The following is a 22,246-nucleotide window of genomic DNA, read 5'->3' on the forward strand; positions in this document are numbered from 1 at the left end:
TACCAAGACTCGGCCGGACATGCCGAAGACGGGACCATCGTCTCTGGTGGAACCAAAAAACTCCAACGACGCCCCTCACGCGACCTAATCTTCATTGAATCTTGATGAGCCCGAGCGGAAATCGAGGCGCCAGACGCAGACCCTGTCGGACCCTGAGGGGAGCTGGGCATCCGGGTTCTGGTTCTCTCCCTGCCCGTCACCACGAGTCGGGCAAGGTCCTACCACGCGCGGGAAGGTCCACCATGCGCGGGCAACGCCTTCATCGCCATACCCAGTATGGGTATAAAGTCCTGCTGACTTTACGCGGATGTCGCCGGCGTGCGTGGTCGACACCCACGAACGTGAGCCGTGAGCTCGGTGGCCCGGGACCCGGTCCGCGCGTACCGGCCGGCGCCGACCGCGGCCGTGGCCTCGATCAGTTCCCGCATCGCGACATGAACACACTCACGGATGGGACACATCGGGTGTCTCGCCGGTGGCTCACCGAAGCCGCGCCACAACCTCCATCCGCACCACTCGACGGGGCTCTGTCGGCCGGCCGAGTCGTCTCACAGGTGCGAGCCACGGGATTTACGGGTCGACTTCACCGCCTCCCGCCTGCTTCCCTTATCGTGACACATAGTGGGGCGTGAACCGTTGGTTCGAACCGTCGCCGCACGACGTCCACACAGCGCCGACGAGCCCCGGGAGACGCCCGATGTCCACTGAGCACGTCCGCCGCAACGTTGTCGATCCGGACGCCGGCCCGACACTGCGCGACTCACCTCAGGCGGCCGCGGCGTGGCGATCGGCATCGGTCCGTCACAGCGTGCTCGCCGTCGCGACGCTGGTGCTCGTCTTCGCCTTCTGGCGCAGCAGAATGGAGTGGACGCCGGACATGAGGCTGTGGCGGGCCCTCGGTGATGCAGCGGTCGTCCTGCTCTTCGCCTCCCTGGCGATGGGGCCGGCGGCGCGGCTGTCGGCGGTCGCTGCTCGAGCGCTGTCCTGGCGGCGACAGGTCGGCGTGTGGGCAGCGCTGGCGGCGTTCGCGCACTCGCTGCTCACGATCGACGGCTGGGCGAGGTGGAGCGTGCGGCGGTTTCTGGGCTACGAGTTCGTCCCTGAGCTGGGGCGGGAAGTCCGTCTGGAGCCCGGGTTTGGCCTGGCGAACCTAATCGGACTAGTTGCGGCCGGCTGGCTGCTGGTGCTGCTCGCGACGTCGTCCGACCGGGCCGTGCGCTGGCTGGGCCCACGCGGATGGAAGTGGCTGCACGGAGGGTCCCACGTCGTGTTCTACCTCGTCGTGCTACACGCGGGATACTTCTTGTTCATGCACTACACCGCGTCCTTCCACCGTGCTGTCCCGGCCGAGAACTGGTTCCGGTTTCCCATGCTCGTGCTCGCCGCGATGGTGCTGGTTCTCAAGTGGGCGGCGTTCACTCGAACCATCCGTCGCAGCCGAGCCCGCGCGGCTGGCCCGGCCCGGATGGACAGGAGGAGGTGACCGTCACCCCGGTTCCGGTCGCGGCGAGGAGCCGGCTGTTGGATCGGCGGCGGCTCCTCGGCGTGGACGTGGCGCGCGGCATCGCCTTGATCGGCATGATGTCGGTCCATGTCATGCCGTCCCTCGCGCCGGACGGGGCGGTTACGTGGGCTTACCGGCTGTTCGCAGGGCGGGCCTCTGCCCTCTTCGCCGTGTTGGCAGGGTTGTCGCTGATCCTGGCCCTGAAGGGGGAGAAGGACGCGCCGCCGGAGTTTGGGGCACGCCGAGGGATCCTTGGACGGGCTGCGGTTGTCGCTGCGGTGGGTCTGTTCCTCGGCTCTCTGGGCTCCGGTGTCGCGATCATCCTGGTGCACTACGCGGTACTCTTCGCGATCGGAGCGTTGTTCATCGGTATGGGTGCCCGGCCACTCCTGCTGACGGCAACTGCGTGGATGGTGCTGAGCCCGGTCGTTGGCCATCTGCTGCGTCAGGACATGCCCGCCGGTCCGGGAGCGAGTCCGTCGCTGGCCTCCCTGGCCGACCCGGGACAACTTGTTCTCACGATCCTCCTCACGGGCTACTACCCGGTGCTGCAGTGGACTGGGTACGTCCTCGTCGGGATGGCGTTGGGTCGCCTGCCGCTCCGGCGGACGGCAATAGGACTTTGGCTGCTGGTCATCGGCGTTTTGCTCGCCGTGGCTGCCAAACTTGTCTCGGCAGTGCTCCTCGGACCGGCGGGTGGCCTGGATCGGCTGACCGTGCCGCGATCGTCGGCGCTCGCCGGTCGTGAGCTCGGCACGATCCTTCAGACGGGAATGTACGGGACGACGCCGACCTCGTCGTGGTGGTGGCTTGCGGTGTCGACGCCGCACTCCGCCGTTCCCCTGGACCTGCTCCACACGACGGGGACGGCCGTGGCCGTGATCGGAGGCTGCCTCGTGCTCGTCACGGGCCTGCGCGCCCGGTGGCGGTGGCTGGTGCTTCCCGTCGCGGCCGCCGGGTCGATGACGCTGACCCTCTACACGCTGCACGTCACCAGTCTCGCGGTCATCCGCGGCGTGACCAGCGCGACGACAACGTCTCCGACGGCCCTCTGGGCGGTGAGCGTCGTCGTTGCCGTCCTACTGGCGCTGGCGTGGCAACTCACCGGTCGCCGAGGTCCGCTCGAGAACGTCGCGTCCGTCATGAGTGCCGCCGCGCGTGGGGGCGCGAGCGCTGGTTACCGCTCGTCCGCCCCGCCGCGCTGACTTCAGCACGTCCACCACCTGGGCTGCGTGTCAAGCCGGGGTTCCGCGCAATCGGTCTGGTCCAGGCGCCTTGTCGGGTTGGTGGCAGTGCGGCGGCGCCGAGTGCTCGGTATCACGACTCGTTCGGGCGGCCGGTGCGGTTCACACCGGCACGGTGGAACTCCTGGCTGCCCGAACCGGCTCGTCGAACCGGGTCTCGCACAGGGTTGTGGCAGGAAGTGCAGGCTCAGACCTGGACGGCCGGCGAGATTCTTCATCATCAATTGACCGGAGCGTGATCGGTCGTTTCTCCCGTGATGCCATGGTGGGTCGCACCGGAGGTCGGAGGGGGTGGACACGTGACGGCATCGGGCAAGGCACTTGAGGTGACGGTGGTCGAGGCGCCCGAGGAGCTCTGCGCCGACCTTCAGGCGCCATCGGCGTCTCTTGCTGGGCGCTTCCCGATCGTGGTCGTCGCAATGGAGCAATGCACTGACGAGGACCGGGCGGTCGTCGAGCCGCTCCGGCCGGCGACAGACCTCTCGGTCATGCTCGACGGCAGGTACGCGGACTTCACCGGCGAGTACGGGCTCCGACTCGAGAAGATCATCCTCACCGCACTGAGGACCGCCATGGCCGCCGGGCGGCCGTAGCCGCTCGGGGCTGCCACCGACCGAGGCCGCACGGTCGAAGGTCGGCCGGCGGAAGGCAGGCCCTCCCGGGTGAGGACCTGGCGACGGCGACGCGCTGTTGTTTGCCGCCGGAGAGCTGCGGGGCGACGGCGGCCGCCGGGACCGGGCGCGGCGGTCGGGCTGGCTCACCCGCTCGACTCGAGCCCCGGTTGTGGTGGGGTCCTCGACGACGACGACGGCGACGACCAGTGCCAGGGGGTCAGTGGTAGCCGGGGTCGGCCCTGGGGGGCGGCGTCCGTTCGGTGGTGTTGGCGCGGCCGGTCGGTGCCGCCGGAGGCTCCGCTGCCCGCGCCGTGGCCGTCGAGGTGCATCACGACCATGGCGCCGAAGAGGGCGAGTGGCAGGATCGTCGCACCTGAGACGCCCGCCATCCACATCACCGCGGCGGCGACGGCGATACCGGCTTTACGGCGTGGCGGGAGCGCTCTTGATCGACATCTCGGTCTTCTGCTTCCCGGGCAGCAGGGCGCCCGTCGGGGTGGATGCCCGGATTCCTCCGTCCGCATGACGCATGCTCGGTGCAAGCGGACATGCCAACCTCCCTGTAGGCGGACACGTACTTCCCTGTTGACGGACAGCTGATCTCCCTGTCTGTGGCCATGGACCGAGTCGTGTCGGTCCCGACGTAGGCGTCCCTCCGGGGATTTGCTCGAGGTCTTCGACCACCACGAGCAGGTTCCACCGGAGGGACGCGTGAAGAAGTCTGACAGGGAAATCATGGAGATTCTCGAGGCGTTCGACGCCACGGAGAGTGCGCACTCGGCCGCGCGGTTGGCCGGGGTCGATCCCAAGACGGTGCGGCGCTACGTCGCCGCCCGGGATTCGGGCCGTCCGGTGACGGGGCCGGGTCGGCGGCCACGGATGATCGACGGGTACATGCCCAAGATCGAGGAGTGGGTCGAGCGCGGCAACGGCAAGGTCCGCGCGGACGTGATCCACTCCCGCCTCGTCGCCCTGGGGTTCACCGGGACCGAGCGGACCACCCGGCGCGCGGTCGCACGCGCCAAGGCGGCGTGGCGGGCCGGGCACCGCCGCACGTACCGGCCCTGGATCACCGAGCCGGGGCTGTGGTTGCAGTTCGACTGGGGCGAGGGCCCCAGGGTGCCGGGCCCGGACGGGACGCTGCGGCGGACGTTGCTGTTCTGCGCCTGGCTGGCCTGGTCGAGGTTCCGGGTGGTGATCCCGGTATGGGACCAGAGCCTGCCGAGCCTGATCGCGTGCCTGGACGCCACGCTGCGCCGTCTCGGTGGGGTGCCGACCTACGTGCTGACCGACAACCCCAAGACGGTCAGCGTCGACCACGTCGCCGGAGTACCGGTGCGTCATCCGCAGATCGTTCAGGTCGCCCGCCACTACGGCACCCAGGTTCACACGTGCGTGCCGTACGACCCGGAGTCCAAGGGTGGGACCGAGGCCACGGTCAAGATCGCCAAGGCCGACCTGGTCCCGACGGAGGCGAACCTGCGCGAGGCCTATGCCTCCTTCGCCGAGCTCGAGGCGGCCTGCGAGGAGTTCTGCGCCAAGGTCAACAGCCGCAAGCACCGCGAGTCCGCGCGGGTCCCGGCCGAGGCGCTGGTGGAGGAACGTGCCCGGCTGCATGTCCTGCCGGCCGCACCACACACGATGGCGTTGGGCCAGACCAGGAGCGTGAACACCGATCAGACGGTGCGGTTCGGGTCGGTGCGGTACTCCACCCCGCCGGGCCTGGTCGGCGCCGAGGTCTGGGTCCGCGTCGCCGGGACCGAGCTGGTCATCGTCGCCGACCTGGACGCCCTCCCCGTCGTGCCGGACTGGGCCGGGGACCGGCGCGGGCTCGTCGAGGTCGCCCGGCACCGGCTCTCCACCCCGGGGAACCCGCGTATCGACCTGGGCCACTACCCCGGTCACCCGCAGGACCCCGACGGGGCGCCACGGACGCCGCGGCCGAGGGCGCGTAGCGCCGCGGAGCGGGACTTCCTCGCCCTGGGCGACGGCGCGCACTCCTGGCTGGTGGAGGCCTCCGCGGCCGGGACCGTGCGGATCCGGGCGAAGATGGCCGCCGCCGTCGAGCTCGCCGCCCTGGTCGGCACCGAGACCGTCGACGCCGCCCTGGGCGTCGCGGCCACCGCCGGCAGGTTCGGTGAGGGCGACCTGCCCGCGATCGTCGAGCACCAAGCGAGCGGCGCGACGTCCGCGGACCTCGTCATCGCCGACGAGACCCACTCCGCCCAGCCCGGCACCGCCGCCTGGGCCAACTTCGGCACCAGCAAGGAGACCACCCGATGAACCCCACCACCACGATGCCGGCACCGCCGCTGCCCGAGGACCTCACCGCGGTCCTGCGGCGCATGCGCCTGCCCTACCTGCGCGCCGCCGCCCCCGACGTCCTGGCAACGGCGAAAGCCCAACGCTGGGACCCCACCGAGGTCCTGCGCGTCCTGCTCGCCGAAGAGGTCCGCGGCCGCGACGAGGCCACCCGGGCCATGCGCCGCAAGGCCGCCGGCCTCCCAGCCGGGAAGACCTTCGCCTCCTGGCGCGAGGCCGACTCCTCCATCCCGGTCCCGACCCAGTCCGCCCTCGCCGCCCTGGAGTGGGTCCACCGAGCCGAGAACCTCGCCATCTCCGGGCCCTCGGGAACCGGGAAGACCCACTTCGTCGAGGCCCTGGCCCACAAGGTCATCGACGCCGGCATGCGGGTCTCCTGGTTCACCCTGGAGTCCCTCACCACCGCCATCGGCCGCGCCGGCGCCGACGGCTCCATCAGCAAGGTCATCGCCAAGATCACCCGCGCCGAGCTCATCGTCGTTGACGACATCGGCATGCTGCCCTCCGGCCAAGCCGCCGCCGAAGCCTTCTACCGCCTCGTCGACGCCACCTACGAACGCCGCAGCCTGGCCGTCACGAGCAACATCCACCCCTCCGGATTCGACACGATCATGCCGAAAACCCTCGCCACCGCTGCCGTCGACCGGCTCCTCCACCACGCCCACGTCATCATCACCGAGGGCACCTCCCTCCGGCTCAGCGAAGCCACCGCCGGACGCGGGGTGATCCCCTTGAACTAACAACCAGGGAGATCAACTGACCGCGGACAGGGAGATGAACTGTCCGCCCACAGGGAAATCACCTGTCCGCCCACAAGGACATCCCACTGTCCGTTGACACTCGGGGAGGACGGTCCTTTGATCACGTCCGTCGGCCGTGGGTGGCCCGGAACAACGATTCACCGAACGTTCATCAGATGGTGCACGCCTGTACCCCCGATGTTGGCGGCCACGGGAGACTGCCCGGAGGCGGCCAGATAGCTGCCCGGTGGCGGTCGTGAGAGTTGCCCGCTGACGGTCATGGGATCTGCCCGACACGACATTCCTGCCCTGCCGCGCTGACGCGGTTCGGGGCCCCTCCTCGGGTGCGATGGCGGTGCTGAAGCGCCCATCGCCCCGAGGAGGGACAACGTGAAGTCTGCCGAGGAGATCATGGAAATTCTCGAAGCGTTTGATCTGACTGGTTCGTACAGGGACGCCGGCGAGCTCGCCGGGGTCTCCCATCACACCGTCGCCCGATACGTCGCCGCTCGTGACGCGGGACGGTTGAGCGAGAGGCCGGCGGCCCGTCCGCAGCTGATCGATGAGTTCTTGCCCAAGGTCGAGGAGTGGGTGGACAAGAGCAACGGCAAGATCCGCGCCGACATCGCCCATGACAAGCTGGTTGCCCTGGGATTCACCGGGTCGGAGCGGACAACCCGCCGGGCGGTCGCGGCGGTGAAGAAGGCTTACCGGCAGGGCAGGGCCCGGGTGCATCGGCCCTGGGTCACCGAGCCGGGGCTGTGGTTGCAGTACGACTTCGGTGACGGCCCGGTCATCGACGGCGCGCGGACGGTGTTGTTCTGCGCGTGGCTGGCGTGGTCGAGGTTCCGGGTCGTGCTGGCGATCAGGGACAAGACGATGCCGAGCGTGTTCGCCGCCCTGGACCAGGTCTTCCGGGTTCTGGGTGGGGTGCCGACGTATGTGCTGACCGACAACGAGAAGACCGTCACCGTCGAGCACATCGCCGGGATGGCGGTGCGGAACCCGCAGATGGTGGCCTTCGCCCGGCACTACGGGGTCAGCGTGCTCACGTGCGAGCCGGCCGACCCGGCAAGCAAGGGCGGGACGGAGGCCACGGTCAAGGTCGCCAAGGCCGACCTGGTCCCGAAGGAGACGAACCTGCTGCCCGGTTACGCCTCGTTCGCCGAGCTCGAGGCGGCCTGTCAGGCGTTCACCGATCTGGTCAATCACCGGGTCCACCGGGTCACCCGGCGGGTCCCGGCGGAGATGCTGGCCGAGGAACGCGCCCGCCTGCATGCCCTGCCGGCGGCCCCGCACACGGTCGCGTTCGGGCTGACACGGCAGGTGCCGGCGAACTCCCCGATGGTGACCTTCGAGGCCGGGCAGTACTCCGTGCCGCATCACCTCCTCGGGGAGAGGGTGTGGGTCCGCACCTACGGCGCCGGGCCTGGGGAGCAGGTCGTCATCGTCCACGCCGGCGAGTCCGGCCCGGTCGAGGTCGCCCGCCACGCCCGCGCCACACCGGGCTCCCCGAGCATCGACGACGCGCACTTCCCGCCCGCCCCGGCCGGTGCCCTGGAGCGCCGGCCGCGTCCGAAGAGCGCCGCGGAGATCGAGTTCCTCGCCCTGGGTGACGGGGCCCGGCTCTGGCTGAGCGAGGCCGCCGCGGCCGGCACGACGAAGATGCGGGTCAAGATGGCCGAGGCCGTCGCCCTGGCCAAGCTCTTCGATCCCGGTGAGGTCGACTGGGCCCTGGGCCACGCCGCCGTCCACGCCCGCTTCGCCGAGGCCGACCTGCCCTCGATCCTGAACCACGCGGGCACGAGCGACGGTGAGGTCCACCGCGCCGGGGAGGACCGCTCCTTGACCCAGGGCACCGCCGGCTGGGCCGCCCTGGGCCAGCAACCGCCCGCCAGCCCCGGCGTCGAGGAGGTGGCCTGATGACCACCACGACCACACGCACGAGCGTGCCGGCCCTGGGAGTGCCGTCCGCGCCGCCGCTACCCGGCGACCTCGAGGCCCTGCTCCGCCGGCTGCGCCTGCCCCACATCCGCCACCAGGCACCCGAGGTCATCGCCACCGCCAAGGCCCAACGCTGGGAACCCGTCGAGGTTCTACGGGCCCTGTTCGCCGAGGAGGCCGCCGGCCGGGACCGGGCCTCCCTGGCCACCCGCCGGACCGCGGCCGGGTTCCCCACCGGCAAGACGTTCGACGCCTGGGACGAGGCCGCGTCCTCGATCCCGGTCCCGACCCAGCACGCGCTACGGACCCTGGAGTGGGTCCACCGCAAGGAGAACCTCGTCGTCTGCGGGCCGTCGGGGACCGGGAAGACGTTCCTGCTCGAGGCCCTGGGGCACCAAGCCGTCGAGCAAGGCCTGCGGGTCTCGTGGTTCACCCTCGAAGACCTCGGCGCCCTCCTGCGCAGGCACCGCGCCGACGACACCGTCACCAAGGCCATCGCGAAGGTGCTGCGCGCCGACCTCGTGGTCGTCGACGACATCGGCCTCCTCCCGGTCGCCACCGACGCCGCCGAGGGCCTCTACCGCCTCGTCGACGCCGCCTACGAGAAACGAGCCGTCGCGATCAGCTCCAACCTCCACCCCGCCGGGTTCGACGAGCTCATGCCCAAGACCATCGCCACCGCGACCGTCGACCGGCTCCTCCACCACGCCCACGTCTGCCAGACCAGCGGCGAGTCCGTCCGCCTGTCCCAGGCCCTCTCCGGTCGAGGAGTGACGCCCTTGGCCTGACCACCCGGGCCGGTGATGGCCAGCCCCTGGGCAGATCCCATGGCCATCACCGGGCAGATCCCGTGACCGTCACCGGGCAGGTCTCACGACCGCCCCTGGGCAGTTCCCACTGTCCCTTGACACCCCCGACGCGGGGGAGACTTCACCCACCCGAAGCCCCTACCCCCTCCGGGTATTCGAACCTGTGACGAGAGGACGACGAAGATGCGAACGGTTGACCTCCAGCGCCCCGGCGACGAGCTCGGCGCCCAACGCGCAGGAGACCGTGTGAGGGGTGGCGCGGTCGGGGCCATCGGAGGAGGGGCACTGGCCCTGATGACGGTGATGACGGCCCTGGCCGCGGCGCTCGCCCGGGCCCAGGTGGCCGCGTTGCGCCGACGGGACTGGCCCTCGACGGCCCCCCTGGCGGTGGATGTGACGGTGACCCCGTCCACGGGCGCCGGTGCCGACGCCGGCGTCGTCGAGCTCGGGGCGTTCGGTGACTCGGCCATGGCGGGCGTCGGCGTCGACCGGCTCGACGACGTCCTGTCGGTACAGCTTGCCCAGCGGGTGGCCGACGCGACCGGGCGTGCCGTGCACGTGGTGGGCTACGCCCGTTCGGGTGCGCGGACCCTGGACGTGCTGACCCGGCAGGTCCCGGCGGTGCGCCGGACACCTGACGTATCGGTCCTGGTTGTCGGGACGAACGACGTCATCCACGCCACCTCACCGCTCGCGTTGACCCGCACTTGTGAGGCGATGCTCGACGCGCTCGAGACGATCGGTGCGCCCGTGGTGATGTCGAGCCTGCCGGAGTTCCGGGCCATGCGGGCGCTGCCGGGCCCTGTGATGTCGGCGGCACGCGGGTACGGCAGCATGGTCGGGGCGGTCCAGCGCCGCGCAGCGGCCCCACGGCCGCGGGTGCGCCTGGTCGACGTCGTCGGTGCCGTGGGTGAGGAGTTCGTCGAGGACCCGGACATGATGAGCACCGACTCCTTCCATCCGTCGGCGATTGGCTACGGCCGGATCGCCGACGCGTTGGCGCCGGCCGTCCTCGCCCACCTGGGGTCGTCCGAGCGCTGGCGGGGCATCCCGCAGGGCGCTACCGGGCATCTCGCAGGCAGGCACGAGGAAGGTGTGGCAGGGGATGCCGGTACCTGTTCAGGTGCCGGGCCGTCCGGGGTCCCGTGAGGAGGTACGCGTCAGGTAGGCGATCAGCGCCGCGAGGCCTCCGGCTCCCGTGAGGACCAGTCGTGCGCGCAGCGCGGACCACCGGTCAGGGGCGGTGAAGACCGCCCGGCCCAGACCATCGACGACAGTGGCTGCGACAACTGCGGCGAGGATGCGGTTGCCCACACGGTCGACGTGGTCGAGCACGGCACGGAGCTCGTCGGTGCGTCCTGGTCCGTCGACACTGCCTTGCTCGAGCGCCTCGATCAGGCCGCGCAGTGCGCGAGGCACGCCGGCACCGGCTGATCGTAGGTCGTGGGTGAGCGCGGTGATCAGCCGGGGCAGGGCGTCGGCGGAGAATCGCTGGGAGACCAGATTTTCGGCGTACGGCGCGAGGACGTCGACGAGTCGGAAGTCGGGGTCCAGCCGTTCCCCCAGCCCCTCGGCCATGATCAAGGTCTTGAACAGCAGAGCCATGTCGGTGGGCATGCGCAGGTGGTGACGGCGAAGGGTCACCAGGAGGTCGTTGATCAGGGCGGTGACCGGGAAGTCGGCGAGCGAGCGGTTGCTGAATGTCTGCACCAGCCGTGCGAGGTCAGCACGCAGGGCGGGCCGGTCGACGGTCCCGCCGGACCGGTTGAGGTGGAGGACTGCGTCGGTGGCCCCGTCGACGTCCGAGCCCATGACGGCGACGAGGAGGTCGCCCAGGTTCTCTCGGAGGGCGTCGTCGATCTCGCCCACCATGCCGAAGTCGATGATCCCGAGCCTGCCGTCGGCCTCGACGAAGAAGTTCCCGGGGTGAGGGTCGGCGTGGAAGAAGCCGTCCTCGAAGACCATCTTGCACAGCACGCTCGCGGCCCGCCGGGCCAGGGCGGGCCGGTCGATCCCTGCGGCGACCAGCGCGTCGGCGTCGTCGATCTTGACCCCCCGGATGCGTTCGAGCGTCAGGACCCGGGAGGTGGTGGTCTCCCACAGCACTGCCGGGATGTGGACCGCGGGATCTGCGGCGAAGGCGGCCGCGAATCGTTCGGCGTTGCGGCCCTCCCGGAGGTAGTCGAGCTCGTTGCGCAGCGTGGCGGCGAACTCCTGGGCGATCCCGACGACGTCGTGGTCGCGGGCGACCTCCCAGTGGCGGGTCGCGCGCGCCGCGAGGTCCTGAAGGATCTCCAGATCCTCGGTGACCACTGCCACCACGCCGGGCCGGCGGACCTTGACCACGACCCGCGCCCCCGCCACGGTGGCCGCGTGTGCCTGACCGATCGAGGCGCTGGCCAGGGGGTCGCGGTCGAGGGTGTCGAAGATGGTGACAGCGCCCAGCTCCTCGGTGATCGTCTCCAGCACCGCGGCGACCGGCACCGGCGCGACGTCGTCCTGGAGCCGGGCTACCTCGGTGAGGTAGCCCGGTGGCAGCAGGTCGGCACGGGTGGACAGGATCTGCCCGATCTTGACGAACGTGGGGCCCAGCTCCTCGAGCGCGAGCCGGAGGTGCTCCGGCTGCGCGTACGTCCGGCCCCTTTGGTGGCCGGGTAGTCCCCGCCGGAACGGGAACCTGCCGGTCATCCCCATGGCGCCGACCGCGAAACCGAAGCCATGCACGGACAGGATCTCCACGATCTCGCGGTAGCGCTGCGTCCTCGGGCTCATGTGTGCCGACCCCCGCGTTACCGGCCGAGCGTGATGGGGTAGCGGACCTCGAAGGTCCTACCGCCGTCGGTCGAGGTGTAGACGCCCGTGTCGGTGGCGACGTGGACGGTGGCGAGGTCCTCGGCCGTCAGGGCTGCGGCCGGTCCGTCCAGGGTGCCGCGCGGCTGCCAGGTCGTGCCCCCGTCGGGGCTGGTGAGCACCGTCCCATCGGGGTCGGTGCCGTACACCACACCGGGGTCCGGCCACGCCAGCGTGGCCAGGACCGGGGTTCCCGGCAGCGGTGTGAAGGACCGACCGCCGTCTTCGCTGCGCCGCAGCCCGCCGTCGGCGGCGACGGCCAGGAGGGTTCCGGTGTCGGCCGGGTTGGCTGCCAGGGCAGTCATCACCATCGTGGACCGCGGCTGCCACGTCTCCTGGTCAACGGTGACGAGCAGCCGGCCGGCGGTGCTGTCGTAGCCGTAGAGGAGGCCGCCCGCGGGCTGCAGGACGTGGAAGTCGCTCACGCCCTGCCGGGAGAGCGCCTCCCAGGTCCCCCCGGCGTCGCGGCTCTCGATGAGGCCGAGCATGTCCGGTTCATCCTCGCGCAGGTCCGGGTGGCCGCTGGCGAGGAACCGGTTGGGTCCGACCACGGTGAAGGCCATGGTGTCCTGCCATCGGTCGGCGACCCGCTCGGCCTTGCCCGAGGGGTCCTCAGGAAGGCGGAACAGGCCCGTGTGGCTCGCCGCGTACAGGACACCGTCGGCGGGGTCGACGCCGAGGCCGTGTACGTGCATGAGGACGTTGGCGAACTCGTCCGTCGGCTGCGCCTGCCCCGGCACCCCCCGCAGCACCAGCCACGTCGCGCCGCCGCCCAGTGCAAGGGCGATGGCTGCGACGGTAAGGGTCGCGTGCCGGACACGCCGCACGGGTCCTGCACCATCGGGCATGTCAGGCGGCGGTGTACGCCAGCGGGTCGGCGTCGAAGGTCTCGGCGCAGTGCCCGCAGCAGAAGTAGTAGCGCTCGCCCTCGAAGTCGCGCACGAGCCCGCTCGCCTCGGCCCGCGAGCGCACGGTCGGGTTGCCCATCACCGCGCAGGTGACCACGTCGTCGCCGGGGCCAGCGACGACGTCGCCGTGGTGGCCGTGGTCGTGGCCCCCGTCGGAGCAACAGCCGCCCCCACCGTTACCCCCGTGCTTGTGGTCGTGGTCCTCGTGCTTGTGATCCATCACGCTCCTCCTTCGGTCGTCGTGCCATCTCGTGTCGAGGCTACCCCCGCGGGGTATGGCGTCAGGCGCGCGGAAGCCCGAACGGGCCATGTCTTCAGCGAACCTTCACGAACTCTCGGCCGGCGCCGCCGTCAGGATCCAGCCGGTGCCGGCGGCCACTGGACGGCGGCACGGGCGATCCGTCCGTCGTGGACTACCGAGACGCGGGTCCGGGCTCCAGCCCACGGTGGGCACTCCGACACTGTGGGGCTCAGGCGGCGACCAGGGTCAGCCACGCGCCGGCGCCGACCCCGAGCACAACGGAAGTCACGGCTGCCGTGTGAGCGGTGAGCAGCGGAAGACTTCGCCGCGCCCGGGTGGTGCTGGATGGGCTGCTGCGCCTCACGGCCGGGCCGAACCACCGCAGGTAGTAGAACAGGCTGGCGACAGTGTTGACCGCTGCCAGCACCACCAACCATCCCAGCGCCCCGTCGGCCGCGGCCGAGAACACGGCCAGCTTCGCCACGAAAACCGCGGTGGGCGGTGTTCCTACCAGGCCGAGGAGGACGACGACAAGGCTGAGCACCAGACCGGGCTGGCCCCGAGAGGCGTCCGCCCACTGCGTCAGGGTCCGAGCCTGCGGTAGCGCCGCCCCCGCGGCAAAGGCGCCGATGTTGGTCACGGCGTATCCGGCGAGGTAGATGGCGAGGGCCGGGAAGGCGAGGTCGGTGCGGGCCGCGACCGCCACCACCATGAAGAGGTATCCCACCTGGCTGACCGTGGAGTACCCGAGCAGCCGCAACACCTCTTGCTGCTGGAACGCCGCGAGGTTGCCCAGCGTCATGCTGCCCGCCGCGATCACCGCGACCACCAGCGGGACGTCGAGCGCGATCCCGGAGAGGGGGTCGCGGACCAACCGGAATGCCGCCACCGCTGCACCGATCTTCGGGATGGTGGTGAGAAAGGCAGCGATGGCCGGGGTGGTTCCCGCGGTGACGTCGGGCACCCAGAAGTGCACCGGTACCACGCCCGCCTTGAAGCCCACGCCGGCCAGCAGCCCGACCACGCCCACCGCGACCAGCGGGACCGGGGCTTCGGGCAGTCCGGCTCCCAGGCTCGCATAGTCGGTGACGCCTGCGGCAAGGACCAGGGCGGCCACACCGAGGAGCATGAGGACTCCCGCGAAGGCCCCCATGAGGTAGTACTTCAGCGTCGCCTCCACCCCGCGGTCGTCCTTGCGGAAGCCCGCCAGGGCATAGAGGGGCACGCTGGCCAGCAAGTACCCGGCGACGAGCATGAGCAGATCCGACGCGGCCGCCAAGACCATCGCCCCGGTCGCGCCGAGGAGCATCAGGACGTAGGCCTCGGTCTGGCGCGGGTGTCCCCGCAGCGAGGAGGAAGCGAGGACGATGACGGCAGCGGTGGCCAACGTGATGGTCAACCGCGCCGCTCCCGCCGCGTCGTCGACGGTCCACGTACCGCCGTACACCACCCGCCCCGAGCCCAGCGCCGAGGCTGACGCGACCGCGCTGCCCAGTGCCGCCAGGACGGCCACCGCCCCGGCGCGGACCTGCAACGCCTGAGGCGTCCACAGGCCCAGAAGCAGGGTGGCGACGGCACCGAGCACCAGGACGAGCTCGGGAAGCAGGTCCACCGGGCTGCCCGACATCCCCTCCATCCCGGTCACCGGGAGACGAGCGACACGAGGGCCGCAGCGGCCGGCTCGACGACGTCCAGCAGGAAGCGGGGCAGCAGGCCGACGATGACGGAGAGCGCGAGCAGGGGCAGGATCGCGGCACCCTCCCGGCCGGAGAGGTCTGCGAATTGCGCCGCACGGAGCGGCCCGTCCGGCCCGTCCGGTGCGACAGGCGGAGCCTGGTCCACCGGGTCGGTCACGGGCGCAGCGTCGCCTGCCGTGAGGTCCTGGTGCTGGTCCTGATCCTGATCCTGATCGTGCCGAGGCGGGTCGTCCGCGGCCTCTTCGGGGGCGGTGTGAGTGTTGTGGTGGTCGGTGTGACCACCGTGAGGTGAATGGCCGGTGGGGTGATCCATCGCGCCGCCGGTGCTGTCACCCCTGGCGTGTCCGTCGTGGCCTCCGTGGTCAGCGGTGTGTCCGTCGTGTCCGTCGTGGTCGGCGGGCCCCCCGCCGTGGGTCTGGTGTGCACTGTCGTGGCCGCTGGTGCTGCTGTCGTCACGGCGACTGTTCAAGCGGGGACCGTCGGGGTGGTGGTGGCCACCGGCCATGTGACCCGCGTGCCCACCAGCGGTGATGACGGCCGGGACCACGGTGTCGTCCACACCGAACTCGTCCGCGCCGAACTCGTCCCCGTCGTCATCTCGGGCCTCGTCGCGCTCCGTCGCGCTCAGCAGGGTGCGGCCCGTGAGCAGTCGCTGCACCGCAAGCAGGAAGAGCCCGGCGGTAACAAGGATCCCGGTCACGGCGATGACCCCCGCCACCGGGGCCGCCTGCAGCGTGCCGGTGAAGATCTGGAACTCGGCGATGAAAGAAGAGAACCCGGGCAGGCCCAGCGAGCCAAAGGCGGCCACGGCGAAAGCGGCGGCGAACAGCGGCGCCGGGCGCGCGAGGCCGCCCCACCGGCTGAAGTCATAGGTCCGGCCGCGCGTCCAGAGGACCCCGGCGAGCAGGAAGAGCGCCCCCGTGAGCAGCCCGTGGCTCACCATCTGCACCAGCGCTCCGACGGTCGCGATGGTGCGCGCCTGCTCGTCGGCCGCCACGAGGCCGGCCGCCCCCAGCCCGAGAATCACGTAGCCCATGTGGTTCACCGAGGTGTAGGCGATCATCCGCTTGGCGTCGCGCTGTGCCAGGGCCACGAAAGCCCCCCACAGCACGCTGATCACCCCGATCACCACGGCGACCATGGCCCAGCGCTGCCAAGCCCCCGGGAGCATCGGCATGGCGATCCGGACGAAGCCGTACGTGCCCAGCTTCAGGAGGACACCGGCGAGGATGGCCGAGCCGGCTGCCGGGGCGTCGGTGTGCGCGTCGGGCAACCAGGTGTGGAACGGGAAGAGCGGCGTCTTCACCGCCAGGCCGAGACCGATCGCCAGCAGTACCAACCCTCCGAGCAGCGGGGAGTCCTCCAGCGGTGGGTTCGCGGCGAGCCGGACCATGTCGAAGGTGCGCTCCTCCCCGCCGAGGAACAACCCGATGAAGCCGACGAGCAGCGCGAGCGAGCCGACGAAGGTGTACAGGAAGAACTTCAGTGCGCTGCGCCGGTTGTTGCCGTGGCCCCATCCCGCGATGACGAAGTACATCCCCACGATCGACAGGTCGAAGAAGACGAAGAAGAGGATGAGGTCCAGCGCCGCGAAGGTGCCCAGGCTGGCGGTCTGGAGGAAGAGGAACAGTGCGGCGTAGCGGCGTGGGCGCCGGTCCTCACGCAGCGACCAGACCGCGGTCGCCAGGAACAGGACCGCGGTCAGAGCGATGAGGGGGAGGGACAGCCCGTCCACGCCCACGTGGTAGGACGCGTCGACGGTCGGGATCCACTGCACGCTCGTCTCGTAGGCGATCCCGTCCACGATGCCGCGGGCGCCGGTCCCGGGGTCGAAGTTCACCCACATCCACACCACGAGGGCGAGGTCGACGGCGGCCGCCCCGACCCAGACGCGCAACGCGGCGCGGTCCGAGACCGGCAGCACCAGCAGGGCGCCGGCCACCACGACCGGGAGCAGGACGACAACGGTCAGCATGGTCACCTCACCAGGAGCACAACAAGAAGGACACCCAGACCGAGCAGTGCCTGGGCGTAGTACTGGTGCAGCAGGCCGGTCTGCGGTCGGCGCATGAATCCGCCGAGGCGTCGAACTGCCGCACCGAAGGCCATCACGGCGGCGTCGACGACGCGGCCGTCGACGGCGGCCATGACATGGCCTCCCCGTCGCGTGCCGGCGGCGAGCGCTCCCACGGCACCATCGACGATGGTGTCATCGGCACGGCGCAGGAGCGCAGCAACGCGCAGCGCAAGGGCACCGGCCGCGTGCACGCCGCGGTCGATGACCTGCTCGTCCACGGTCGCGGCGCCGCGCGCGACCGCCAGCCACGGCCGGGGGCTCAGCAACGACCCCAACCCCGCCCACCCGGCGAGTCCGCCGTGCCGCAACGGCGCGAGTACGTGAGGCCGGGACACGACCAGGCCGAGCGTCACCACGGCGATCCCACCGCTCACGGCGAGCTCACCCAGGCTCGGCGGGTGCGCCGCATCCCCGACCGCGAGGGCAAGCCGCTCGGCGACCGCTGGTACGCCGAGCAGGGCGAGCGCCGGCGTCGCCAGGGCGAACATCCACGCCACGGCGGTGACCGAGACCGGGACCCGACCGGTCCCGCGCGGTTCACGAGCCGGTTCGCCGTCGCCCGCCCCGGGCGGGGCGGCCAGGACCACGGCGAGTACACGCCCGGCGTACACGGCGGAGAGCGCCGCAGCAACCAGGGCCGTCAGGCGCAGCGGGCCCTCCGCCCCGGCCATCGCCCAGTCCTTGGTGACCCACAGGGACAACGGAGGGACCCCGGCCAGCGCGAGCGCTGTCACGGTCACTGCCGCGCCCACGCCGCGATGACGGCGGGCCGCTCCCCGCAGCTCGGAGAGCTTCTTGGTGCCCAGGGAGGTCAGCCACACCCCGGCGATGACGAACAGCCCCGCCTTGACCGCGGCGTGGGCGAGGAGCTGGGCCGTGCCACCCGCCACGGAGCCGACCCCGGCCGCGAGCACGACGAACCCGATCTGCGCCGCGGTGCTCGCGGCGAGGAGCTGCTTGAGGTCGGTCTGGGCCGCAGCCACGAGGCCCAGCACGACGGCAGTCAGGGCCCCGATCCAGGCCGCCGCAGGGCCGGCCCATCCCTCGAGCAGCGGCTCCAGGCGCAGCAGCAGGTACCCGCCGGCTGCGACCATGGTCGCCGAGTGAAGGAGGGCGCTGACGGCACTGGGACCCTCCATCGCGGCAGAGAGCCACGCCGAGAACGGCAGCTGGGCGGACTTCCCCAGCGCCGCGAGGAGGACACCGGCGGCGGCCACGTCCCGCCACCCCCCGGACGCCGTCGCCAGACTCGTCAGCTCCAGGGAGCCCGTCCCGGCGAGCGCCGCCCCGGCCGCGACATACAGGCCCAGATCACCTGCCCGGGTGGCGAGGAAGGCGGTGGTGCCGGCGGCCACCTTGCCGGCCTGGTACCAGTGGAACCCGATGAGCGCGTAGCTGGTCGCACCCATGACCTCCCAGGCCAGCAGCAGCGTCGGCAGCGTCGTCGCGGTGACCGTGGCGAGCATCGCGGCGGTGAAGAGCAGGAGGTAGCCGAAAAAGCGTGCCCGGGCCGCCGCGCGCGCCGTGTCGGCGACGGCGAAGATCATCACCGCCGCGGCGACGACGGCCACCCCCACCACCAGCACCGCGGAGAGGCCGTCGACGGCCAGTGCGAGCTCACCGCCGTCGACCAGACCCAGGAACGGTGCCGTGGCCCTGGGCCGGAGCGTCGCGACGACGGCGGCCAGGGCGCCGGTGAGCGCGGCGGCGACGACGGCCACCGGGCCGGCCGCCCGGTCCGCCCGGCGGCCGGCCAGGAGCAGGGCCAGCCCGGCAAGGGCGGGCATCAGCACCAGCGCGGCCAGGGCGGCGGGCGCGGCCTGGGCGGTCACCCGCGCAGCTCCGTCGCCATGTCCACCATGTCGACCTGCCTGGCCCGGTAGATCGCGATGGTCGCGGCGAAGCCCATGACCATCTCCACCGCCATGACCACCAGGGCCAGGACGACGAGCATCTGCCCGTCCGGTGCGTCCGGACTCAGGAAGTACCAGGCGGAGGCGCCGGCGAGGAGGATGCCGTTGACCAGGAGCTCCAGGCCCATCATCACCATGACGATGGACTGCTGGGACAGGGCCCCGAAGATCCCCACCCCCACCAGGGCCGCAGCCACGGTGAGAAGCAGCTGGAGCAGCAGCGTCTCGCTCATCGCGCCAACCCCCCGGGCACCGGGTCCTGCGGCTGTCGACGGCTCAGATCAGGGCCGAACCGGTCGTAGCGGCCCCGTCCGGTGGCCAGCACGGTCCCCGCGAGAATGGTGGCGAACAGGCTCACGCCCACCACGATCATGACGAGCATGTACTCGCCCATCACTGCCTGGCCGATCTGCACGGTGGCGTCCGCCGGGGTGGTACCGCGGCGGGTCGGCCAGTCGGCCAGCCACACCCCGGCGGTCAGGGCGGCGAACACCGCTGCCCCGGCGACCGCCGAGCCCCTCGCGTTGTGCACCATGGTCATGGGCATCAGCCCCGCCGGGTTCATCATGAACATGATCATGAACACCGCCATGACCGCCATCTCCATGGTCATCATCAGCGCGGTGACAAGCGCCAGGTAGTGCAGGTCGAGAACGAGCATGATGCCGGCGACGGCGAGGAAGGAGCCCAGGAGGGCGAAGGTGGCCCGGGCCATGGAGTCCACCACGAAGACGAAGACGCCCAGGACGACGGCGACCACCCCCAGCGTCAGCGCTGCGACGGGAAGGATCTCACTCATCGACATCGGTACTGACCTCCACGCTCGACTGTGTGTCCCTGCCTGCGGCGGCCGGACCCGACCTCCCCGTCGGCGGGTGCTCCTCCGCTTCGCGCATGCTCCTCGGTCCGGCCCTCATGGGTAGAACCCGTTCACCGCAAGGACGGCCACCACCAGGGCCTGGAGCAGCGTCAGCGGCACAAGAACCATCCAGGCCACCTCGACGAACCGGTCCGGCCGGATCAACGGCAGCCGCCGACCTGTGACGACGACGAGCACGACCACCGCCGCCGTCTTGAGCAGGAACCACACCGGGCCGGGCAGGACCGGGCCGGTGTGCCCCCCGAGGAACAGCGTCGTCGCCATGGCGGCAGTAGCGCCGAGGAAGACCGCCCGGCCGGTCTCGACGAGCAGGCGGTCCGGTCCGGAGAGCTCGGCGAGCACACCGCCTGCGATGTCAGCCCCGGCCGGTGCAGCGAACGGACCCCAGAACGCGAACGCGGCACCGCTGGCGAGGAAGACCGCGAACGCCAGCGGCATGGAGACGATGAACCACAGATCGGCCTGCGCGGCCACGATGTCGGTCGTGCGCAGAGAGCGGGCCGCGACGGCGGTGGTGATGAGCGTGAACATCAGGGGCAGCTCGTACGCCAGCCCCTGGGCAAGGAACCGGTACCCCCCGACGAGCGGGTGAACCGCGTTGGGGGCCCATCCCACGAGCCACACGGCCGCCCACAGCAGCGCCTCGGCGGCGTTGAACCAGACGATGTCCGCGCTGGTGGAGACCAGGCTCCGCCCGGTCAGGGGGATCACCGCCACCGAGAGCAGGGCGAGCACCAGCACGGCACCGGCACCGATGCGGCCGAGCAGTCGGTCGGGCGCGAGAGTGGTGCGTCGCTGCTCGATGAGGGCACGGAGGGCCGACCGCACGGGATCCACCGCCCCGCCGAGCCGCCCACCGTTGAGGACCACACGGTCGACGGCCGCGACCAGCAGGCCCAGCGCCAGGCCGACCGCAACGACCAGGACGACGGCGAGAAGCATGCCGACGGAGTCGGACAGGGTGAGGGACTCAGGCATGGCCCTGCCCGCCGCCCGCCGGAACAGGAGCGTGTCGCAGCTCCACACTGGCTACCGCCAGCCGGGCAGCGGCGAGTTCCATCCCCTCGAGGGCAGGTGCGAGCTCTTCCAGGGTGACGGCGTGGGCGGGTGCCCCGTGCTCAGCCGTGTCGCACCACCGGCGCACCCGTCCCAGCACGTCCCCGCCGCCGAGCGTGGGGGCGATGCCGCGGACCGACCAGGCCAGCGTCCGGGAGCGGCTCACCTTTCGGGTGAGGCGGTTCACCAGCTTCAGGGCCTCCGCCTGATCGGGCGACGAGCGCCGAGCGTCTCGAGCCTCGCGTGCCTCCCGCGCCGCGGCGGGCCAGCCCGCCACGATGAGGAAGCGGCTCAGCGCGTCAAGCGCGCGGACGGCCGGTTCGGTCCCCGCGTCCAGGGGTGGAGCGGCGTCGGCCCAGCTCAGGTTGACGTCAGTGAGCACATCCCCCTGCATGGAGCTTCGAAGCACGAGGCCGGTGGGCCAGCCGGGCAGCACCGGTCCGAGCCGGACGGTCAGGGCGTCGAGCGTAAGTCCGTCACGATCTGCCGAGGTCTTTGCCATCGGCAGACCCGCTACGTCGCCGCCGTGACCGCCGTGGCCGCCGTCGCCGCCGTGACCGCCGTGGCCGCCGTCGCCGCCGTGACCGCCGTGACCGCCGTGACCGCCGTGACCGCCGTGGTCTGCGTGGCCGCCGTGGTCTGCGTGGTCTGCGCCGTGGTCGGCGCCGTGGTCTTCGCCGTGGCCGCCGTGGTCTGCGCCGTGGTCGGCGTGGGCTCCGGTTGAACGCCTCACCGCGAGCAGGACCACGGGGTCGTGGTTGGACTCGTCCCGGGCCCACGCGCCTGCGCTCATCAGGGCTTCGGCGGCGGTGTCGAGCTGGCTGGCAACCGGCCCAGCGGTGAGCGATGTCCGGTGACAGGGCGTCGGTACCTGGGACCACAGCACGTCTGCGGCCGCGGAGAGCTCGTCGCCGAGCCGGCCCACGGTGAGGAGAATGTCCGTGCGGGCCGGCGACTTCGCCAGGACCCATCCCCGCCGGTCGAGCTCCGCCTCGAGATCCCACCGGAGCTCGTTTGTCCCCGGCCCGTCCACGACCAGGACCCTGGGCCGTGCCAGAGCCCAGGGTGCGAGCCGCGCGATCAGGTCCACCGCAGTGCCCCCTCTCGCCACACGTACAGCACGCCGACGAGCAGCAGCAGAAGGAAGACGAACATCTCCACCACGGCGGCGGCGCCGAGCTGGGCGACCACGACCGCCCAGGGGTACATGAAGATCATCTCCATGTCGAAGGCGAGGAAGAGCACCGTCACGGTGTACCAGCGCACGTGGTAGCGCGAGACTGCGTGTTGCTCGGGAAGGCCACCCGACTCGAACGGCAAAGACTGCGCGGGCTGCCGCGTCCGGGTGGCAGCACGAGCCAGCCCGAAGATGCCGCCGACCAGGGCGAGCGTCGCAAGGAGCATCGACGCCGCCGCTGCCATCGGACCTCCTGCGGGCAAATCGTCG

Annotated in this window: 19 protein-coding genes; 8 read left to right on the forward strand and 11 right to left on the reverse strand. The window is 71.3% G+C overall.

The annotated features are described in order from the left end of the window. Positions 1-697 precede the first annotated feature (697 nt). From AAEM63_RS07685 to AAEM63_RS07720, 8 genes are all read left to right on the forward strand, one after another. Positions 698-1,483 carry a ferric reductase-like transmembrane domain-containing protein gene (locus tag AAEM63_RS07685; RefSeq protein ID WP_341360957.1) on the forward strand — a complete coding sequence of 262 codons (786 nt, stop codon included), beginning with the start codon at positions 698-700 and terminating at the stop codon, positions 1,481-1,483. Beyond that, positions 1,480-2,709, forward strand: coding sequence for a heparan-alpha-glucosaminide N-acetyltransferase domain-containing protein (locus tag AAEM63_RS07690; protein ID WP_341360958.1), 1,230 nt, complete (start codon positions 1,480-1,482; stop codon positions 2,707-2,709). Before AAEM63_RS07685 ends, AAEM63_RS07690 begins: the two co-directional genes overlap by 4 nt. Before the next feature lie 338 nt (positions 2,710-3,047). Next, complete coding sequence (locus AAEM63_RS07695; RefSeq protein WP_341360959.1) at positions 3,048-3,341, forward strand: hypothetical protein; 294 nt, start codon at positions 3,048-3,050, stop codon at positions 3,339-3,341. A gap of 756 nt (positions 3,342-4,097) precedes the next feature. After that, complete coding sequence (gene istA, locus AAEM63_RS07700) at positions 4,098-5,645, forward strand: IS21 family transposase (RefSeq protein ID WP_341361335.1); 1,548 nt, start codon at positions 4,098-4,100, stop codon at positions 5,643-5,645. After that, complete coding sequence (gene istB / locus AAEM63_RS07705) at positions 5,642-6,424, forward strand: IS21-like element helper ATPase IstB (RefSeq protein WP_341360960.1); 783 nt, start codon at positions 5,642-5,644, stop codon at positions 6,422-6,424. Before istA (AAEM63_RS07700) ends, istB (AAEM63_RS07705) begins: the two co-directional genes overlap by 4 nt. Before the next feature lie 390 nt (positions 6,425-6,814). Continuing rightward, positions 6,815-8,347, forward strand: a complete 1,533-nt coding sequence (gene istA / locus AAEM63_RS07710; RefSeq protein ID WP_341358078.1) for an IS21 family transposase — start codon at positions 6,815-6,817, stop codon at positions 8,345-8,347. Continuing rightward, complete coding sequence (istB, locus tag AAEM63_RS07715) at positions 8,347-9,156, forward strand: IS21-like element helper ATPase IstB (RefSeq protein WP_341358079.1); 810 nt, start codon at positions 8,347-8,349, stop codon at positions 9,154-9,156. Before istA (AAEM63_RS07710) ends, istB (AAEM63_RS07715) begins: the two co-directional genes overlap by 1 nt. 315 nt (positions 9,157-9,471) lie before the next feature. Beyond that, positions 9,472-10,326 (forward strand): SGNH/GDSL hydrolase family protein, encoded by an 855-nt coding sequence (locus tag AAEM63_RS07720; RefSeq protein WP_341360961.1) that lies wholly within the window; start codon positions 9,472-9,474, stop codon positions 10,324-10,326. Here the strand turns inward: AAEM63_RS07720 and AAEM63_RS07725 are convergent. The 11 genes from AAEM63_RS07725 to AAEM63_RS07775 all read right to left on the reverse strand — a co-directional run bounded on the left by AAEM63_RS07725 (position 10,297) and on the right by AAEM63_RS07775 (position 22,221). Next, complete coding sequence (locus tag AAEM63_RS07725; RefSeq protein WP_341360962.1) at positions 10,297-11,949, reverse strand: AarF/UbiB family protein; 1,653 nt, start codon at positions 11,947-11,949, stop codon at positions 10,297-10,299. The genes AAEM63_RS07720 and AAEM63_RS07725 overlap by 30 nt on opposite strands. Positions 11,950-11,966: 17 nt before the next feature. Then, complete coding sequence (locus tag AAEM63_RS07730; RefSeq protein ID WP_341360963.1) at positions 11,967-12,875, reverse strand: F510_1955 family glycosylhydrolase; 909 nt, start codon at positions 12,873-12,875, stop codon at positions 11,967-11,969. A gap of 1 nt (position 12,876) precedes the next feature. Continuing rightward, a complete protein-coding gene (locus tag AAEM63_RS07735; RefSeq protein WP_341360964.1) occupies positions 12,877-13,155 on the reverse strand; it encodes a hypothetical protein in 279 nt (92 codons plus the stop codon). A gap of 250 nt (positions 13,156-13,405) precedes the next feature. Beyond that, positions 13,406-14,812, reverse strand: a complete 1,407-nt coding sequence (locus AAEM63_RS07740; protein WP_341361336.1) for an NADH-quinone oxidoreductase subunit N — start codon at positions 14,810-14,812, stop codon at positions 13,406-13,408. Positions 14,813-14,817: 5 nt separating this feature from the next. Further along, positions 14,818-16,848 carry an NADH-quinone oxidoreductase subunit M gene (locus AAEM63_RS07745; protein ID WP_341360965.1) on the reverse strand — a complete coding sequence of 677 codons (2,031 nt, stop codon included), beginning with the start codon at positions 16,846-16,848 and terminating at the stop codon, positions 14,818-14,820. Between the two features lie 2 nt (positions 16,849-16,850). Next, a complete protein-coding gene (locus AAEM63_RS07750; RefSeq protein ID WP_341360966.1) occupies positions 16,851-18,782 on the reverse strand; it encodes a proton-conducting transporter membrane subunit in 1,932 nt (643 codons plus the stop codon). Continuing rightward, positions 18,779-19,096: an NADH-quinone oxidoreductase subunit K gene (locus AAEM63_RS07755; protein ID WP_341360967.1), complete on the reverse strand. Its 318-nt coding sequence runs from the start codon at positions 19,094-19,096 to the stop codon at positions 18,779-18,781. The genes AAEM63_RS07750 and AAEM63_RS07755 overlap by 4 nt, the downstream gene beginning before the upstream one ends. After that, positions 19,093-19,662: an NADH-quinone oxidoreductase subunit J gene (locus tag AAEM63_RS07760; RefSeq protein ID WP_341360968.1), complete on the reverse strand. Its 570-nt coding sequence runs from the start codon at positions 19,660-19,662 to the stop codon at positions 19,093-19,095. Before AAEM63_RS07760 ends, AAEM63_RS07755 begins: the two co-directional genes overlap by 4 nt. 114 nt (positions 19,663-19,776) lie before the next feature. After that, positions 19,777-20,721 carry a complex I subunit 1 family protein gene (locus AAEM63_RS07765; protein WP_341360969.1) on the reverse strand — a complete coding sequence of 315 codons (945 nt, stop codon included), beginning with the start codon at positions 20,719-20,721 and terminating at the stop codon, positions 19,777-19,779. Beyond that, positions 20,714-21,889 carry a hypothetical protein gene (locus tag AAEM63_RS07770; protein WP_341360970.1) on the reverse strand — a complete coding sequence of 392 codons (1,176 nt, stop codon included), beginning with the start codon at positions 21,887-21,889 and terminating at the stop codon, positions 20,714-20,716. Before AAEM63_RS07770 ends, AAEM63_RS07765 begins: the two co-directional genes overlap by 8 nt. Beyond that, positions 21,880-22,221 carry an NADH-quinone oxidoreductase subunit A gene (locus tag AAEM63_RS07775; RefSeq protein ID WP_341360971.1) on the reverse strand — a complete coding sequence of 114 codons (342 nt, stop codon included), beginning with the start codon at positions 22,219-22,221 and terminating at the stop codon, positions 21,880-21,882. Before AAEM63_RS07775 ends, AAEM63_RS07770 begins: the two co-directional genes overlap by 10 nt. Between the last annotated feature and the right edge of the window lie 25 nt (positions 22,222-22,246).

The organism is Georgenia sp. M64, from assembly GCF_038049925.1.
GTDB lineage: Bacteria > Actinomycetota > Actinomycetes > Actinomycetales > Actinomycetaceae > Georgenia.

What these genes read in the sequence shown, in the direction of transcription:
- AAEM63_RS07730 (WP_341360963.1), bottom strand. Translation starts at nt 12,875, where the DNA reads ATGCCCGATGGTGCAGGACCCGTGCGGCGTGTCCGGCACGCGACCCTT.
- AAEM63_RS07760 (WP_341360968.1), bottom strand. Translation starts at nt 19,662, where the DNA reads ATGAGTGAGATCCTTCCCGTCGCAGCGCTGACGCTGGGGGTGGTCGCC.
- AAEM63_RS07755 (WP_341360967.1), bottom strand. Translation starts at nt 19,096, where the DNA reads ATGAGCGAGACGCTGCTGCTCCAGCTGCTTCTCACCGTGGCTGCGGCC.
- istB (WP_341360960.1), top strand. Translation starts at nt 5,642, where the DNA reads ATGAACCCCACCACCACGATGCCGGCACCGCCGCTGCCCGAGGACCTC.
- AAEM63_RS07725 (WP_341360962.1), bottom strand. Translation starts at nt 11,949, where the DNA reads ATGAGCCCGAGGACGCAGCGCTACCGCGAGATCGTGGAGATCCTGTCC.
- AAEM63_RS07765 (WP_341360969.1), bottom strand. Translation starts at nt 20,721, where the DNA reads ATGCCTGAGTCCCTCACCCTGTCCGACTCCGTCGGCATGCTTCTCGCC.
- AAEM63_RS07740 (WP_341361336.1), bottom strand. Translation starts at nt 14,812, where the DNA reads ATGGAGGGGATGTCGGGCAGCCCGGTGGACCTGCTTCCCGAGCTCGTC.
- istA (WP_341361335.1), top strand. Translation starts at nt 4,098, where the DNA reads ATGGAGATTCTCGAGGCGTTCGACGCCACGGAGAGTGCGCACTCGGCC.
- AAEM63_RS07735 (WP_341360964.1), bottom strand. Translation starts at nt 13,155, where the DNA reads ATGGATCACAAGCACGAGGACCACGACCACAAGCACGGGGGTAACGGT.
- AAEM63_RS07685 (WP_341360957.1), top strand. Translation starts at nt 698, where the DNA reads ATGTCCACTGAGCACGTCCGCCGCAACGTTGTCGATCCGGACGCCGGC.
- AAEM63_RS07775 (WP_341360971.1), bottom strand. Translation starts at nt 22,221, where the DNA reads ATGGCAGCGGCGGCGTCGATGCTCCTTGCGACGCTCGCCCTGGTCGGC.
- AAEM63_RS07745 (WP_341360965.1), bottom strand. Translation starts at nt 16,848, where the DNA reads ATGCTGACCGTTGTCGTCCTGCTCCCGGTCGTGGTGGCCGGCGCCCTG.
- AAEM63_RS07720 (WP_341360961.1), top strand. Translation starts at nt 9,472, where the DNA reads ATGACGGTGATGACGGCCCTGGCCGCGGCGCTCGCCCGGGCCCAGGTG.
- istB (WP_341358079.1), top strand. Translation starts at nt 8,347, where the DNA reads ATGACCACCACGACCACACGCACGAGCGTGCCGGCCCTGGGAGTGCCG.